This is a genomic window from Collinsella sp. AF23-2, assembly GCF_003459245.1.
Lineage (GTDB): Bacteria > Actinomycetota > Coriobacteriia > Coriobacteriales > Coriobacteriaceae > Collinsella.
In genome coordinates this window covers 133947-151179 of sequence record NZ_QRVG01000001.1, presented here as the reverse complement: position 1 = coordinate 151179, position 17233 = coordinate 133947, and the positions used below count along the sequence as shown (strand labels likewise).

The window sequence follows — 17233 nt, the reverse complement described above, 5'->3', positions numbered from 1 at the left end:
ATTCACCTCATCTTTCCTGTTTCTCGATGTAGTTTTGCTTAATGACATGCGTCGCCCGTTCGTAGTCGCTGGCAACGTAAGCAGCGTACAGGGCATCGACAACCATAAGCTGGGCCATACGCGAAGCCATGGCACCGCTGCGGACCAAGGGTTCACTCGCAGCGACGCCGAGCACGGCATCGGCCATGGTGGCAAGCTTAGATGATCCATCTACTTTGGTAACGGCCACAACGGGACAGTTGTGACGTTGAGCCTCGGCGGTGCAGTCCAGCACCTCTTGCGTCAAGCCCGAGTAGCTAAAGGCGATTGCCATATCGCCCTCATGCATGTTCTTGGCACACAAGAGCTGATCATGCCAGTCGTCGTACAGATGGCACTCTTTGTCGACACGCATGAGCTTTTGCGCCAGATCGTGCGCGACCAAACGGGAGGCACCAATACCGAACAGATTGACCGCGCGTGCCCGCTTAAGACGGGCCGCGCATCGCTCCAAGACGGTGTAATCGAGCGTTCGCGCCGTCGCCTCGATCGTACGCACGTTGCTTTTCATCACCTTCCCCACGATACGTTCGACGCTGTCATCCATGGAGATGTCCTCGAGGGCTACGTCTTTCTTGTCACCTAAGAGCGCCAGCTCGGCAATCAGTTCACGCTGGAACTCCTTGTAGCCCGCAAAACCCAAACGCTTGCAAAAGCGCAAAATGCTCGAGGGCGAGGAGAACGTGGCATCGGCAAGACCGCGGACGGACAGCCCGACCACCTCGTGCGGATGAGCGCTTACATATGCGATGACATTGCGTTCCGCCGGGCTCGCGCTGAGCTCACGCTCGCGAAGCCGCAAAAGCAATCCGTTTGCCATCTCAAACACCTCCGTTGAGAAGAATTAAAGACCAACGAATGATTCGTACCGGATACAAACAGCTTTTACGGTACATTGTGCCGCATCGTGGCGCACAAAGGGCGAGCGTTCTACCGCTCGCCCCTCAAATCCGACCGCTCGGAAATACGCGCGACACAAAATAATTCAACAAGGTCGCATTATCAGAAACGGGTTTGTTACCGGCTAGCGCCTCGCATGGGCGCCGATCGGCCGAGTCGCATGGCGCACCAACGCCGCTGCCAGCAATACCAGCAGCATGGCGGTGACATAGCCCCCAGCATCGAATCCTAAATCGATAACGTCGAAATGCCTGCCGGGAACAAAGATCTTATGTACCTGATCGCCAACGGAGCAGGCGGCGCAAAAGAGCAATACGGGCACGCAACGGGAGCATACGCTCCACGGACGCCTGGAAAAGCAAACCACGACCACCGAGGCGAACAATCCGACGAAGAAAAACTCTACGGTATGGGCAACGCGACGGACGTTCGTGCCCACCCACATGCGAATGGAAGCAAGTCGGCCAGACCGGACATTCGAAGCAGCCGAATCGGTGCCCCCGGTCATCCCGTTCTCGGTCTGAGCTTCACCCGCGACATCGGCAGCCTGTACGCCCGTAGCCTGACCCTCCACCACACGCGCGGTGGACTCGCTCAGCAACGACGTCTCCACCGCATTTTGCTCCGTCAGCACCCAGATGCCCGCCAGCGTTGCAGCGAACAGAACGATCGCGGTCCATCCGATTATTTGTTTTACGCGCGCCAAGGGCCTACCTCCTTTTTTGAATATCAGCGAGTGTAGCCCCAAATGACATCGCCATCGTATCAAAATTTGAATCGCAACAGGAAGCGACAAAGCGACGCAAACCCCTACCCCGCCTCGCGCATCCAGCGATCAAACGTCCCCACGCACACGCCCAGGCACTTTGCTGCCTGGCTGCGGGTAATATCGCCCGCCTCATAGCTATCCCGTACCAGATCAAACTGAGGAGGGCACGGCTTGCGAGGTCGACCGAAACGGACCCCCTCGCGCCCGCGCCGCTGCAATTCCCTCCGCTTGGCGCCGATGGATATTCTCGCGCTCCACCTGCGCCACGTAGCTCAGCAGTTGCAGCACAATATCGGCAATCAGGGCATTAGTCACATCCGGCGTGCCGCTTGCCCTGGCGCGCGTGTCAAGCAATGGCATGTCCAACACCACAATGGCAACCCCGAGCTCCTTGGTAATGCGACGCCATTCCTCAAGAATCTCGGAGTAATTACGACCAAGTCGGTCGATAGAAAGCACCACCAGCACGTCCCCGTCTCCCAGGACGTGCAGCAGCTCGCGATAGCGCGGTCGATCGAAGTCCTTGCCGCTCGCATGGTCGGCATAAATATTCGCCGAGCCCACGCCATAGGCGCCCAGCGCATCCAGCTGCCGATTAAGATTCTGATCGCGCGAACTCACCCGCGCATAACCATACACCGTCGCCATCTCATCCCCGCTTTCTTGTAAACCTGCCAAAAAGGGACAGGTTTATTTTGGTAGGTTTTACCTCTCAAATAGCAGGTAAGCGGGCGGCCGAGCAGACGGCAAGGTAGCCATGATCCAAATGCGGAGGGCGGCCCCGAAAGACCGCCCTCCGCTCTCCCGCCACGAGTCGGGATTTAGCTAATGGATAAGCTTAAAGTCCAAGTGCCCACGCGTGGTATTGACGCGCGAGACCTCGATAATCACGCGCTGGCCCAGTTCATAGCGAGTCCCCGTGTCGGCGCCCGTCAGCGTAAGCGCATCCTCGTCGAACTCGAACCACTCGTTGCCCAGGCTCTTGATCGAAACCAAGCCTTCGACCTGCGTCAGGTCCAAGCGCACAAAGAGACCCATGCTGCTAACCCACGAGACGGTTCCGGCATAGCGCTCGCCCAGACGGTCCTCATAGTACTGGGCAATCTTGATCTTTTGCGTCGCATGGCTAGCGGCATCTGCCGCGCGCTCGGCATCGCTGCATGCGCGGCAGATCTGCGGCAGAATGCGCGGCAGCGACTCGCGCCCCTTGCCGATCAGCCGCGGCGTACGGACCAGGGCGTCCTTGCCGCCGAGCTGCTCATAGGCCAACTGCAGTTTGAGCACGCGGTGCACCACCAGATCGGGGTAGCGACGGATGGGACTCGTAAAGTGACAGTAGCACGGCGCGGCGAGCGCAAAGTGGCCCTCGTTGCGCGGCTTGTACAGTGCGCGCTGCATGCTGCGCAGAAGCAGCGTGTTGACGAGCGGTGCGTTGGCCGTACCGGCGGCAGCATCAACTGCAGCCTGTAGCTCATCGGGACTCCCCAGGGCAATACCGGCAGCACGGCGATCGTCGATGATGCCCAGCTGCGCCAGCGCAACGGCGGCACCGTGCAGGCTATCGGGGCTCGGATCCTCATGCACGCGATAGCAAGCCTCGATATCACGGTCTGCCAGCCACTCTGCAACGCACTCGTTGGCGAGCAGCATGGCTTCCTCGATAAGCGACGTGGCACACGAACGCTCACGCGCCACAATCTGCACGGGCACTCCGTCCTCGTCCAATAGAGCGCGAATCTCGGCCGTGTCAAAATCGACTGAGCCGCGGACGCGACGAATACGACGGCGAAGTTCGGCGAGTTCGTTGGCGGCGACAAGGAAATTGCCGAGGTCGACGTTGCAGCCGCGGGCGGCCTTCTCGCACGCAAGACCGCGCTCAAGCGCCTCCTCGCGCGAGGCCTCAGCAGCCGCAACATCCTCGGCCGCACCCTCCAGCACCCCATACTCCACCGCGCCGGCGCGCACCAGCAGCGCCTCGGCGCCGTCATAGTCCATACGCACACGCGAGCGAATCACGCTGGGGTACGGATCGTAATGCCGCACGCGACCCTGCGCATCGAGCTCAATGTCAACGGTAAACGCAAGACGGTCCTCGTCAGGGCGAAGCGAGCACAGGTCACAGGACAGGCGTTCGGGCAGCATGGGAAGCACGCGATCGGCCAGATACACCGATGTCGTACGATGGCGAGCCTCAAGATCGATATGCCCGTCCCAAGCCACATAGTGAGAAACGTCAGCGATATGCACACCCAGCTTGTAGCCACCCTCGGGCGTGCGCTCAAGCGAAATGGCATCGTCAAAGTCGCGCGCGTCGACCGGGTCGATCGTGATGACAAAGCGGTCGCGCAGATCGCGGCGGAGCGGGTCCTTAAGCGCCGCGGACACATCGAGCGAAAGTCCCTCGGCCTCGTCCAGCGCGGCCTCGGGATAGCTATCGGTATAGCCGTAACGCGCCATCACATACTGAACGCCCAAATCCGGCGCGTCATCTCCGCCAATGCGGCGTTCGATCGTCACGGTGCCTGATTCCAGGCGCGTCGGGTAGGTCAAAATGCGCGCGACAACGGCATCACCCGGGTGAACGCCCAGACGATCCGCCGAGGTATCCTCGGGCAGAATGAAGAAGTCAGCCTTCAGGCGCGAATCGAGCGGCTCGATCACACCGAGCGGACCAGCGGTCTGGTACGTACCCACCACGCTTATGGCTGCGCGCTCAACCACGCCTTCGATCACGGCGCACCGCTCACCGTGCGGGCTGTTCTTAATGCTCACGGCAACGGTATCGCCATCCATGATCTCGCGCTTACCGCGGCCCATGACCTTGTAGTCGCCGCTCTCGGTTATGACATAGGCGCCATGCTCATGGAGCTGCACGCGCCCGGTCAAGCTCGGACGGCGTTCGCTGCGCACCGGCCCGCGCTTATTGCGAGCTCCACGCTTATGCTTGTTATTGCGCCCCATGGCGCCTCCTTGCTATCGATGACGAACTCCAAAGAGTCTACCCAAATGATTCGCTTTCCTGCCGTTCCCTTGGGATCAAAAAACGGGCCGCCCCATAAGAGACGACCCGTTGGAAGGGATGAATTCCAGGCATGCCTACACGCGCAGGTAGCGGCGCATGGCTATGGCAGAACCAAAGAGACCGATAATCACACCGACCAGAATCAGCGCAGCATAGGTCACCAGGTAGTACTGCATCGGCAGGGCAAACGACATCCAGCCGATGCTCTCCTGCAAACGCGGAATCATCAGATTGCGCAGCAGCTCCAGAACGCCGATGGAAAGCAGCGAGCCCAAAATGGCCTGCAGTACGCCCTCGGTGATAAACGGGCCGCGAATGAAGCCGTTGCTGGCGCCGACCAGACGCATAATCGCAATCTCACGACGACGCGCCGTGATGGACAGGCGAATCGTGTTGTTGATGAAGATGAATGCGATAAAGGTCAAAAGGCCAACGAGCACCACGGCGGCGATGCGGATGTAGTTGGTCACCTGGAACAGGCGGCTCACTTCCTCTTGGCCGTACAGCACGCTCGCGTTGACGTCGCCGTCATCCGCGATCTTCTGGAAGTCGGCGTTCTTCTTGAGCTTCTGGGCCGTGCTCTCGACCTTGGACGGATCGTCCATCTCAATTGCAAACGAAGCCGGCAGCGGGTTCTGGCCATCGAGCGCGCTCATGGTGGCGTCGGCGTTGCCCGACATCTTGCTCGTATACTCGGCCAGCGCGTCGTCCTTGTCCTTATAGGTCACGGACTTGACGTTATTCCACGTCTTAAGCTCGGCCTCAAAAGCCTGAACATCGGCCTGATCGGCGTCATCGCTAATGAACGCGTTGATGACAACCTGATCCTCGACGGTGCCGATCACGGAGTTCAGCATCGCGGAGCCCATGATGAACAGGCCGATGATAAACAGCGAAAGGAAGATCGTGATGACGGCGCCGAGCGAGGTAGTCCAGTTACGGAAGAAGTGACTGATTGCCTCTTTGAAGGAGTAGCCCACGTTAGTTGGTGCCATAGTTGCCGTAACCTCCCCTCTCCTGGTCGCGGATAACGTGGCCGCCCTCGAGGGCGATCACGCGACGGTGCATGCTGTCGACCATCTCGCGGTCGTGCGTGGCGACGATCACGGTGGTGCCGGTGCGGTTAATACGCTCGAGCAGCTTCATGATGCCCAGCGAAATCGCCGGGTCGAGGTTGCCCGTGGGCTCGTCACAGATCAAAAGCGGCGGGCGGTTGACCATGGCGCGGGCAACGGCAACGCGCTGCTGCTCGCCACCGGAAAGCTGATCGGGCAGCGAGTCCATCTGATCAGCCAGGCCGACCAGACGCAGCACCTCGGGAACCTGGCTGCGAATAACGCCCTTGGGCTTGCCGATGCACTGCAGGGCAAACGCCACGTTTTCGTAGGCAGATTTTTGAGGCAGAAGCTTAAAGTCCTGGAACACGGCGCCAATCTGACGGCGCAGGAACGGAACCTTGCGATTCTTGATCTTCATGAGGTCCTGACCGGCAACCAGGATGCGGCCGCTCGTCGGCTTGACGTCGCGGTTGAGCGTCGACAGCAGCGTGGTCTTACCCGAGCCGGAATGACCGACCAGGAAGACGAACTCGCCCGGATAGATCTCGATGTTGATGTCGTCGAGTGCAGGCTTGTTGGGCTGTGCCGGATAGATCTTGGTGACATGCTCCATAAGGATGACGGGCTCGACACCGGCCTGCTTGGCCATCTTCTTGCGGCTGGCTTGCGGATCGATGGGCGCAAACACCGACGTAAAATCGGGGTTGTTGAGCGCGTTATCGAGGCTTGCGACCTCGGCGGCCTGATCGCTCTCGACCACCGGGGCAGCAGGCTGCGTGGGATCGGGAATAGCGGCAAAGAGACCGGACTGCGCAGGCTGAGGAACCGGCGTCGCAGGGGCCATGGGGTCGGGAATGCCGGCCATGCTAGGCTGCGGCGCGGCGGCGCCAGCCTGAGGCTGCTCCACGCGAGCGGTCACAGCCTGAACGGGCTCAAAACCCGCCGTGCCGGAAAGCGCAGCATCGCTGGTGGGATTGTAGGCAAAGGGATCGGATGCCGGCTGTGCCTGATCTGCCGGCTGAGCGGGGGCCTGAGCAACAGGCTGGCCCTCTGAATCCGGAGTGGCGAAACGACTGCCCTGGACGCCTGTCTGCGTCTTGGGGGCATCATCGCCCGCACCGGAGGTACGGAAGTGGTTACCCACTGGTGCTCCTTATCGTCGTGCGTTTAAACTACATGAGCGCCTTGTATTTTAGCAGCATTAGCTTTGCTGCACATAAGAAGCATGGCGGGCTTTGGGATCCCACCGGCCGGGCGCAGGGTTACTCTCCAAATCGTCCTCGGACATGTCGGAGCCTCCGCTGCGCACTACGTGCGGCGGGGGCTCCTCCGTCCTGCGGAAAGATTTGGAAAGTAACCCTGTGTCCGGCCTGCAATAACTAAGGGGTCGCTGCGTTTTACTTGGGTGCAGCAGCGCCGTGCTTGGGGGCTGAATTGCACTTTGTTGGGATGGGCCCGTTTCCCGGAGGAAGCCCTTACTTGGCGCGGGCCTAATTTGTTTGTTGCCGACAAAAAACAGGGGCGTCCTCTTTGAGGACGCCCCTGTTATGGATTGCATACGGTTGCTGAAGCGATACTTTGCCTCGCCTTGTCCTAAGCCAAGAACTCCTTGGTGGTTGCCACGATGTTGGCGGCGTCCAGGCCGTACTTGTGCAGGAGCTCGGCACCCGGGCCAGACTCACCGAAGGTGTCGTTGACGCCGATCTTCTTGAGCGGCGTCGGGCACTGCTCGCACAGGACGTCGGCAACGGCGCTGCCCAGGCCACCGATCACAGAGTGCTCCTCGACGGTCACGACGTGGGCGGTCTTGGTGGCGCTCTTGACGATCAGGTCGGCATCGATGGGCTTGATGGTGTGCATGTTGATGACCTCGGCGTCGATGCCCTCGGCAGCGAGCTGCTCGGCAGCCTCGAGAGCCTCGCCGACCATCAGGCCGCAGGCGATGATGGTCACATCGGCGCCCTCGCGCATGACAATGCCCTTGCCCAACTCGAACTTGTAGGTCTCGGGGTCGTTGATAACCGGCGAGGCCAGACGGGCGAAGCGCATGTACACGGGGCCGTCGCACTCGTAGGCGGCGCGCGTCACGGCACGGGCCTCGATGTCGTCGGCGGGAACGATAACGGTCATGCCGGGGATAACGCGCATCAGGGCGATATCCTCGCAGCACTGGTGCGTGGCGCCATCCTCGCCCACCGAGATACCGGCGTGCGTGGCACCGATCTTGACGTTAAGGTGCGGGTAGCCGATGGAGTTGCGGACCTGCTCAAAGGCGCGACCAGCGGCGAACATGGCAAAGGTGCTCGCAAAGGCAACGCGACCGGTGGTTGCGATACCGGCGGCAACACCCATCAGGTTGCTCTCGGCAATGCCCACATCGAAGAAGCGATCGGGGCAAGCGGCCTTAAACTTGCCGGTCTGCGTGGCGGCGGCCAGGTCGGCGTCGAGGACCACAAAGTCATCGTGCTCGTTGGCGAGCTCGACGAGGGCCTCGCCGTAGCTTACGCGCGTGGCGATTTTCTTGACGTCTGCCATCCTAGAGCTCCTCTCCGGCGGCCGTGAGCTCTGCCATGGCCTGCTCAAACTGTTCATCGTTGGGGGCCTTACCATGCCAGCCCACCTGGTTCTCCATGAAGGAGACGCCCTTGCCCTTCGTGGTCTCGGCAATAATGGCGGTCGGCTGACCCTTGGCAGCGCGAGCCTCGGCAAAGGCGGCGCGGATCTGATCGAAATCGTTGCCGTCGGCAAGCTCCACCACGTGGAACTTAAAGGCGCGGAACTTGTCGGCGAGCGGCATGGGGTCGTTGACCTCCTCGACGGGACCATCGATCTGCAGGCCATTGTGGTCGACGATCACGCAAAGGTTATCGAGCTGCTGGTTGCCGGCAAACATGGCGGCCTCCCAGACCTGGCCTTCCTCGCTCTCGCCATCACCCAGCAGGGCGTACGTGCGGTAAGTATCGCCCCAGTGCTTGGCGGCAACGGCCATGCCCACGGCGGCGGAGATGCCCTGGCCGAGCGAACCGGTGGACATATCGACACCCGGGGTGTCGTTCATGTTGGGATGACCCTGCAGGTGGCTACCGATGTGGCGCAGCGTCTCGAGATCCTCCTTGGGGAAGAACCCACGCTCGGCGAGCACGGCGTACAGACCAGGCGCGCAATGGCCCTTGGAAAGCACGAAGCGGTCGCGATCGGCCTTGCGGGGATCGGCCGGGTCGACGTTCATTTCCTCAAAGTACAGATAGGTCATGATGTCGGCAGCGCCGAGCGAACCGCCCGGATGGCCGGACTTGGCAGCGTGCACACCGGTGACGATGCCCTTCCTTACCTCGTTGGCAACCTTTTTGAGCTCTTCGTCGCTCATTGTGCCTTCCTTTCATCCTCATTAGACAAAATGCGCACGGCACAGAAGGTCATCCCAACACAGCCGCAATGCACGTACGTTATTCATTATGCTGGAAACTGATGGCTTTACCAGAGTTTTTATCATTATTTGAACAATTGAGCAGGCAGAACCGCTGATGAAACGGTTTATCAATGTGAACGTCTTTTGGATGGGACGCAGCCTGCCCTACGCGTTAATGTCCTTGAATCCCTCGCCAAAGGTTTCCGTAACATCGGCAACCGTCACAATGGCGTGAGGATCACGCTCACGCACGATCGTCTTGAGGGTATTGAGCTCTCGACGGCTCACGATGACCATAATCACCGGCTTCTCGGCACCCGAATACATGCCAGTCGCCTTAAACTTGGTACAACCACGACCCAGGCCATACATGATATCGGCAGCGATATCAGGGAACTTGTCCGAGATGATGAGTACCATACGGCGTTTGTTGCCACCATCGACCACGGCATCGATCACATAACCGCTAATGACCATCGAAAGACCTGCATAAAGTGCGTTTTCGATTGAAAAGACCGGAGCCGACAGCGCGCATACGGCAACATCGATCGCCATGACGGTCGAGCCCACGGGCAGTGAGGTATTACGCGAGATGATTTGGCCAATCGTGTCCGAGCCGCCGGTGTTGGCGCCGGCGCGCAACACCATGCCGTAACCGATGCCCGTAATAATGCCGCCCCACATGGCAGGGAGCATCAGGTCCGCATCCGCCAGAGGTGCTACAAACGGGGCGAACAGATCGGTAAAGAAGCCCAGCAGCACAAAGCCCGTCGCGGTCTGCACCACGTAGAACATGCCGCCCTCGCGCATAACGACCAGCAACAGCAAGGCGTTCATCACGATCGTCTGAATACCAACGGGAAGTGATAGGCCGCGCGATGCGCCGACCGCCTGGATAATGGTGGCAAGGCCCGTAACGCCACCGGCAGCAAGGCCGTTGGGAATCAAAAACAGGTCGGTCGCGATGGCGGCCAGAGCGCATCCCAACATAATCTGGGGCAGGTCGTGAAAGAAGTTCATCGAAAGAATGCGCTTAATGTCCAGACGATATGCCATGCAGCCTCCCTCAAAAAAGCGCACCCAAACGGATGCGCTTTGAACTTCTTCTTATGTTCGATTCTACCGATTCGCCGGACAAAAACCACCCCTGCGCAGGGTTTGCTTTGGATACAAAACCACCCTGCTCGGAGGGTTTTAATCCATTTCCACATAAACCGGGCGGTTTATGCAGATGGGGTCTCCGCGTCAGCGTTGCCGGTGGCCCAGCGATGGTAGCCAATAACAAATGGGTCCAGGTCACCATCGTCAAGAACGGCCTCGACATTGCTGGTCTCCACGCCCGTGCGTAGGTCCTTGACCATCTGATACGGGTAGAGTACGTAGCTGCGAATCTGGTTGCCAAAACCAATCGTGGTCTTGGGTCCGCGGATCTCATCGAGCGCCTCAGCACGCTTCTCGAGCTCAATCTCGTACAGGCGAGCCTTGAGGATCTGCATGCACGCGGCCTTGTTCTGGATCTGGCTGCGCTCGTTTTGGCAGGTAACCACAATGCCGCTGGGGAAATGCGTCACGCGCACGGCGGAGTCGGTGGTGTTAACGCCCTGACCGCCCGGGCCGCTCGCGTGGTACACGTCCACGCGGATGTCATCGGGACTGATTTCGATGTCGATATCATCGGGTAGCACGGGGATGACCTCGACGCCGGCAAACGTGGTCTGGCGGCGCTTCTTGTCGTCGGTGGGGCTAATGCGAACCAAGCGGTGGACGCCGGCCTCGGCGCGCAGCATGCCAAATGCGTCCTTGCCCTCGACGGTAAAGGTCGCGCGGTCGATGCCGATGACCTCGGCTGCGGGACAGTCGTTGATGGTGACCTTCCAGCCGCGACGCTGGCAGTACTTCATGTACATCTTAAAGAGCATGAAGGTCCAGTCCTGGGCCTCCAGACCACCCTGTCCGGGCTTGATGGTCACAATGGCATCGCCGTGATCGAACTCACCGGTAAACCAGCTCGAAAGCTCAAGCTCATCGATGACACGTGCCAGGCGCTCAGCCGTGGCTGTAGCCTCCTCGCGAAGGGCGGCGGCGTCGGGGTCATCCCCCATCTCCTCGGCAAGCTCCAGCGCCGCGCGGGCGTCAGATAGCTCGCCGCGCGCGTTGTCCACGGCAGCGATATCTTCCTTGGTGCGCGCGATTTCCTCCATGGCGGCACGGGCGGCGTCGGCGTCATCCCAAAAGCCGGGGGCCACGCTTTTGGCCTCGAGCTCGGTCACGCGCGTGCGCTTTTCGTCCAAGTGGAGATACGACTCGACCTCACCGAGCCGGTCCGCAAACGCGTCCAGCTCGGCGGGCGTTACCTCTAAAGCCTCAGCCATTAACGATTCCTGCCGTGGCAGTACTTAAACTTCTTGCCGCTACCGCAGGGGCACGGGTCGTTGCGGCCCACGTTGACGTACGGATCGTCGCTCTCGGACTTGCGATAGGTGGTCACCTTGCCACCATTGTTGACGGCAGCCGGACCACCCTGGACAGCCGTGCGGGCCTGCACCTGCGCCTGCTTGCGCAGCACCGAGTCGCCGTTGTCACCATCGACCTCGGCAGGACCGGAGAAGTGCGCACCCTCGAGCGCGGGCTCCTCCTTGTGCTCCACGGCACGCGGGGCAGCCTTGATCTCGATGCGCAGAACCGTGCGCAGGTAATCCTCGTACATGGTGTCGACGAGTATCTGGAACGCGCCGTAGGCCTCGGTCTTGTACTCGACCAGCGGGTCGCGCTGGCCAAAGCCGCGCAGGCCGATGCCGGTCTTGAGGTAGTCCATCTCCTGCAGGTAGTTCATCCAGCGGGTATCGATGACGCGCAGCATGACCTGGGTGTTGAGCTCGCGCATCAGGTCCTCGCCCAAGCGCTCGGCTTTCATGTTGTAGCACTTCTCTACGTAAGCCAGGACATCGGCAGCTAGGGCCTCATAATCCTCGTCGGGGAACTTCGGCGTATCGATGTGGCCGGTGAGCTCTACAACCCACTTGCGCAGGCCCTCCAGGTCGCGCTCGCCATCGTGACTGTCCTTGGTGCAGAACTCCTGCACGCAGCGGTACACGGTATCGTGCATGACCTCGGTGATGTGGTCGGTCAGATCCTTGCCGTCCAGAATCTTATTGCGCTCGGCGTAGATGACCTGGCGCTGCTTGTTCATGACGTCGTCGTACTCAAGAACGCTCTTACGCATGGAGAAGTTGATGCTCTCGACCTTGTGCTGGGCGCTCTCGACAGCCTTGGAGATGATCTTGTGCTGGATGGGCATATCGTCGCCCATGTCAGCCGTGACCATCATCTTGGAGACGCGGTCCATCTTGTCGCCGCCGAACAGGCGCATCAGATCGTCCTCGAGCGACAGGTAGAACTGGGTCTCGCCCGGATCGCCCTGACGGCCGGAACGGCCGCGCAGCTGGTTGTCGATACGGCGGGACTCATGGCGCTCGGTGCCGATAACGGTCAGGCCGCCGGCGGCAAGAACGCGCTCGCGCTCGGCCTTGCAAGTCTCCTTGGCCTCGGCGTTAAACTGCTCAAGCTGCTCGGGCGTTACGTCCTCCATGGTCAGGCCCTCGTACTCCAGGCGCTCGCGCACCAGCTCGTCGGGGTTACCGCCCAGCAAGATGTCGGTACCGCGGCCGGCCATGTTGGTAGCGATGGTCACGGCGCCATAGCGACCAGCCTGGGCAACGATATGGGCCTCGCGCTCGTGGTGCTTGGCGTTGAGGACCTCGTGCGCGATACCGCGCTTCGTGAGGGCGGCGGACAGCTTCTCGGAGCTCTCGATGGAGACGGTACCCACCAGGACCGGCTGGCCCTTAGCGTGACGACGCTCAACGTCGTCGGCAACGGCGTTGTACTTAGCCTGAATGGTGCGGTAGACCAGGTCCTCGTGGTCCACGCGCTGCACGGGCTTGTTGGAGGGGATGACCTCGACGGGCAGCTTGTAGATCTCGCGGAACTCGGCGTCCTCGGTGAGTGCCGTACCGGTCATACCGGAGAGCTTGTCATACAGGCGGAAGTAGTTCTGCAGGGTGATGGTCGCCAGCGTCTGGTTCTCCTCGCGCACGAGCACGCCCTCTTTGGCCTCGATGGCCTGGTGCAGGCCCTCGGAGTAACGGCGGCCTTCCATAATGCGGCCGGTGAACTCGTCGACGATCTTGACCTCGCCGTTGGTGACCACATACTGCTTGTCGCGGTGGAACATGTACTGGGCCTTCAGCGCCTGCTGCAGGTGGTTGACCAGCTGGCCGGAGAGATCGGCATAGATGTCATCGATACCCAGGCGGCGCTCGATCTTCTTAAGACCGCGCTCGGTGGCAGCGATGGTGTGCTTGGCCTCGTCCATGACGTAGTCGCCCGTGGGTTCAACGTCCTCGGTGGCGGTAAGCATGTCGTGCGACACGTCCTCGCCGCGCTCAAGGCCACGCACGGCACGCGCGAAGTCCTTGTAGGTACTGGCGGACTTGGTGCCAGCGCCCGAGATGATCAGCGGGGTGCGAGCCTCATCGATCAGGATGGAGTCAACCTCGTCGACGATGGCGTAGTTGTGGCCGCGCTGCACGCGCTGCTCGGGACGGGTAACCATGTTGTCGCGCAGGTAATCAAAGCCGAACTCGGAGTTGGTGCCGTAGGTGACGTCGGCCTGGTAGGCCGGGCGCTTGAGCTCGAGCGGCATGTTGTTCTGGAGCAGACCGACGGTCATGCCCAGGTACTTATAGATGCGGCCCATCCACTCGGAGTCGCGCTTGGCAAGGTAATCATTGACAGTAACGACGTGCACGCCCTTGCCGGCAATAGCGTTGAGATAGCCAGCCAACGTGGAGACGAGGGTCTTACCTTCGCCGGTCTTCATCTCGGCGATGTGGCCCTCGTGCAGCGCCATGGCGCCAATGAGCTGCACGTCAAAGTGGCGCATACCCATGGTGCGCTTGGAAGCCTCGCGCACGGTGGCAAAGGCCTCGGGGAGCATGTCGTCGAGCGACTCGCCGTTGGCGTAACGCTCGCGGAACTTATCGGTCTGGCCGCGGAGTTCCTCCTCGGTCATCTTCTCAAACTGGGGCTCAAGACCGTTGATCTGGTCGACGATCTTGTAGTAGCGCTTAAGGTCCTTATCGGATCCAAAGGACAGCAGCTTTGACATGAATCCCATGTGGTTTTCCTTTTTGGCCATCGCCCACGCCGTGCAGCTGCGGGCGAGTTAAACACAGATGATTGTACTTTAGCCAAACAAGGCGCGGCCTATACGGTCGAGCTCGACCGCCACGTAATAACTATGACCAACCTGCCGCAATGGAACGGGTTTATTTTGGCAGGTTTTATCTGAGCAAACGCCGTCTCTCTGCCATTTGGTGCCACGGGGACAGGTTAGCTTGCACCAATAAAAAGAAAAGGGCCGCGCACCCAAATGGATGCACGGCCCTCATGCCATGAATGCGAGTGATTCCGCGGCGAGCTATTTACTCAGCAGCCTCGGTGGTCTCGGCCTCGGCAGCGGCCTCCTCGACGGGAGCCTCTGCGGGAGCCTCGGCGGCCTGCTTGGCAGCCTCCTCGGCAAACTTAGCAGCACGCTTGGCCTTCTCGGCAGCCTTAGCCTCAGCGGCGGCCTTGCGAGCGGCCTCGGCCTCAGCAGCCTTGGCGGCCTTGGCAGCCTTGGCCTCCTCAGCCTTCTTGAGCTGGGCGGCAGCGGCGCCACCGAACTTGTCGGCGAAGCGCTGGACGCGTCCACCGGTGTCGACGAACTTCTGCTGGCCGGTGTAGAACGGGTGGCACTCGTTGCAAAGCTCGACCTTCATCTCGGACACGGTAGCGTGCGTCTTGAAGGTGTTGCCGCAGGAGCACGTCACCGTGCACTCGACATACTGGGGATGGATACCCTGCTTCATGGTAGGACTCCTTATTGGTCAGGCGCTGGTTACCGATCAGCGCATAAGGCGTCTTGGTTTCCGACCAAGACAACAAACTCGGCTATGGTACCACGGCGCCGCATGTCCCACAAAAGGTTCACGGTCTTTTCGGCACGACACGAGCTGGCCCTTGAATATCAACTATCATCCGAACACTCCCCCACATTCATCCTTCGTATGTATCGAGGTATTCCTGCTTGAGCGTCTGCGAGGACGACTTGATCTTTTCCACGAGCGTGCCGGCCTCGATGAAGTAGAACGAGTCGGTGAGGTCTGCCAGGTCGTCGAGCAGATGGCTTGAAATGAGCACGCTGCGTCCCCGCGCCACCTCGCTGCGCATCGCGTCGCAGGAGGTTTTCCGCTTTCCCGGATCGAGGCCGTTCAGCGGTTCATCGAGGATGAGGTACGGGCAATCGGTCGCTATCGCCATGGCAAGCTTTACCTGCTGCTTCATTCCCGTCGAGAGTTTACGGGCCGGCTTGTCGAGATATGGGGAGATTCCGAGGGAGCTGCAGAGCGAGTCGATGTCGGCGGCCGATTTCCACGCATCCCTAACGAAAGCAAGGTGCTCGAGGGCTGATAGCGTGGGGTAAAGATCCGTGCCGCCTGAAGAGCTCAGGTAGACGAGTTCTGCAAATTCGGCTGATTGACGTTGGCTGATTCCGTCTGCCACCAGGCTTCCCGAGTGGATACGGGTGGGAAATTGGCCCGACAGCGCTTCAAGAAAGGTGGTTTTCCCCGAGCCGTTGGGAGCAATGAGGCCCGCCGCCGTTCCCGGGCTCAAGAAAAGCGATCCGATTGAAAGTATCGTCGTGCTTCCGTATCCCACGCTCACGTCCAGAAGCTCGAGCCCATGGCGCTTTTTCGCGGGTTCAGACTGTTTGGGCGAACGTGTCGCAACGGCGCCGACCGCAAAAAAGACCGCGACGTATATCAGGGCCACGGCAAGCATCGATGCACCGCTTGAACCGGAGTCAATGAATTCTGTTGGGAAGCATCCTACGTAACCCGTTGCCTCGATAGGCGAGAACACGGCCAGCGGCAGGAGCTCGAGCGCGGCATTATGCCCCAGTGCCGAATCGGACAATAACGGGAATGCCGGGGCCGCGACAAGCAACGCGGAGGTAAGGGGGCCCGCGAAGACGCGCCTCGTTGCGGTCGATAGGACGACGGAACAAACGGATATCAAGGTTCCACCCGCGAGCAGCGCGAGAAGTATGGTCGTGAAGACGTCTCCCGCGGTCGTGGTAGTGAGCGCGCCGTTATGGAAGAAGGCGATCGGGTACCCGATCTGCCCGAAGCCGTTTAGGGCCAAGGCGTAAATACTCCCGGGCGCAAGGCCGGCGAGGAGCATCGCGGTCCCCGCGCCAATTATCGAAAACACGGTTTGGATAAGGCGCCGGAATTTGGGCACGGGCGCCTTTGCCGCCAGGGTCCCGGGCCTTGTGGCGCCGAGCACGAGTATCGACGAGAGAAGGAAGGGGATGAAGGGAAGGAAGGACGGCGCCTGGGCAATGGCGTAGGGCAGGAAGGAGAGGAACGGCAGGTCGTTTGCGGAGGCCGGGATATCCGCGATGCCGGAGCTGCTCAGAGCGCGGCAATATGCGAGCTCTGCGTCATTGGTCTCCTGGTCCCCCACGATGGACCCGGATTGGAAGCCCTCGTCCATGAGCGCGTAGTAGCTCTCGGCAGAGTCGAGAAAGGCGGCGTCGGTTTGAGCGGCGAGGGCGGCGTTCGCGTATCTTGCAAGCTCAGCGTCATCTTGCTGCTCTGGCGATAGGTCTGTGCCGCTGGCCTGGGGCGCGCGCGTATTGAATGCGTCGACAAAGCCCTGCATGCCCTGCTTCATAAAGAAGGGGCCGTAGATGGGTGAATTGAACGCAATGGGGACGGAAAAGGCTGCAGCAAGAACGAGCGTGGAAATCCATACGGCCTTGTCTCTTAGGATTAGTTTGAGAAGAAGTCGACAGTACATTCAGAAGCACCTGCATTCCTCAAAGAATCGTTAGATTAAAAGTAACAGACCGAATGAAGATGCGTGCGATGGGGGCGAGGCGAATGGCTGAGCGGTATTGATACGCGGGTTCAACGGCATCATATTGA

The 17233-nt window shown here is 60.4% G+C and carries 12 protein-coding genes and 1 pseudogene; all 13 read right to left on the bottom strand.

All coding sequences use genetic code 11. The annotated features are described in order from the left end of the window. Positions 1–7: 7 nt before the first annotated feature. The 13 genes and pseudogenes from DWY03_RS00685 to DWY03_RS00625 all read right to left on the bottom strand — a co-directional run bounded on the left by DWY03_RS00685 (position 8) and on the right by DWY03_RS00625 (position 16979). Positions 8–859: a MurR/RpiR family transcriptional regulator gene (locus tag DWY03_RS00685; RefSeq protein WP_117839687.1), complete on the bottom strand. Its 852-nt coding sequence runs from the start codon at positions 857–859 to the stop codon at positions 8–10. Between the two features lie 204 nt (positions 860–1063). After that, positions 1064–1645, bottom strand: coding sequence for a VanZ family protein (locus tag DWY03_RS00680; RefSeq protein WP_158558587.1), 582 nt, complete (start codon positions 1643–1645; stop codon positions 1064–1066). A 104-nt stretch (positions 1646–1749) separates the two neighbouring features. Then, positions 1750–2356 (bottom strand): annotated as a pseudogene (locus tag DWY03_RS00675) (recombinase family protein). A 177-nt stretch (positions 2357–2533) separates the two neighbouring features. Continuing rightward, positions 2534–4669: a ribonuclease R family protein gene (locus DWY03_RS00670; protein WP_117839685.1), complete on the bottom strand. Its 2136-nt coding sequence runs from the start codon at positions 4667–4669 to the stop codon at positions 2534–2536. Between the two features lie 135 nt (positions 4670–4804). Beyond that, positions 4805–5725 (bottom strand): permease-like cell division protein FtsX, encoded by a 921-nt coding sequence (gene ftsX / locus DWY03_RS00665; protein ID WP_089572231.1) that lies wholly within the window; start codon positions 5723–5725, stop codon positions 4805–4807. Continuing rightward, on the bottom strand, positions 5712–6932 hold the full coding sequence (ftsE, locus tag DWY03_RS00660) for a cell division ATP-binding protein FtsE (RefSeq protein ID WP_117839684.1): 1221 nt from the start codon (positions 6930–6932) through the stop codon (positions 5712–5714). Before ftsE ends, ftsX begins: the two co-directional genes overlap by 14 nt. A gap of 449 nt (positions 6933–7381) precedes the next feature. Then, positions 7382–8323 carry a transketolase family protein gene (locus DWY03_RS00655; RefSeq protein ID WP_117839683.1) on the bottom strand — a complete coding sequence of 314 codons (942 nt, stop codon included), beginning with the start codon at positions 8321–8323 and terminating at the stop codon, positions 7382–7384. 1 nt (position 8324) lies between these two features. Then, positions 8325–9155: a transketolase gene (locus DWY03_RS00650; RefSeq protein ID WP_117839682.1), complete on the bottom strand. Its 831-nt coding sequence runs from the start codon at positions 9153–9155 to the stop codon at positions 8325–8327. Between the two features lie 207 nt (positions 9156–9362). Next, the gene (locus DWY03_RS00645; protein WP_117839681.1) at positions 9363–10253 is read right to left on the bottom strand and encodes a YitT family protein; all 891 of its coding nucleotides are present in this window, start codon (positions 10251–10253) and stop codon (positions 9363–9365) included. 167 nt (positions 10254–10420) lie between these two features. Then, positions 10421–11569 (bottom strand): peptide chain release factor 2, encoded by a 1149-nt coding sequence (gene prfB / locus DWY03_RS00640; RefSeq protein WP_117839680.1) that lies wholly within the window; start codon positions 11567–11569, stop codon positions 10421–10423. Then, the gene (secA, locus tag DWY03_RS00635) at positions 11569–14376 is read right to left on the bottom strand and encodes a preprotein translocase subunit SecA (protein WP_099432022.1); all 2808 of its coding nucleotides are present in this window, start codon (positions 14374–14376) and stop codon (positions 11569–11571) included. Before secA ends, prfB begins: the two co-directional genes overlap by 1 nt. A 307-nt stretch (positions 14377–14683) precedes the next feature. Beyond that, positions 14684–15109: a 50S ribosomal protein L31 gene (gene rpmE / locus DWY03_RS00630; RefSeq protein WP_006235303.1), complete on the bottom strand. Its 426-nt coding sequence runs from the start codon at positions 15107–15109 to the stop codon at positions 14684–14686. Positions 15110–15296: 187 nt separating this feature from the next. Next, positions 15297–16979 carry an ABC transporter ATP-binding protein gene (locus tag DWY03_RS00625; RefSeq protein ID WP_158558586.1) on the bottom strand — a complete coding sequence of 561 codons (1683 nt, stop codon included), beginning with the start codon at positions 16977–16979 and terminating at the stop codon, positions 15297–15299. Positions 16980–17233 lie beyond the last annotated feature (254 nt).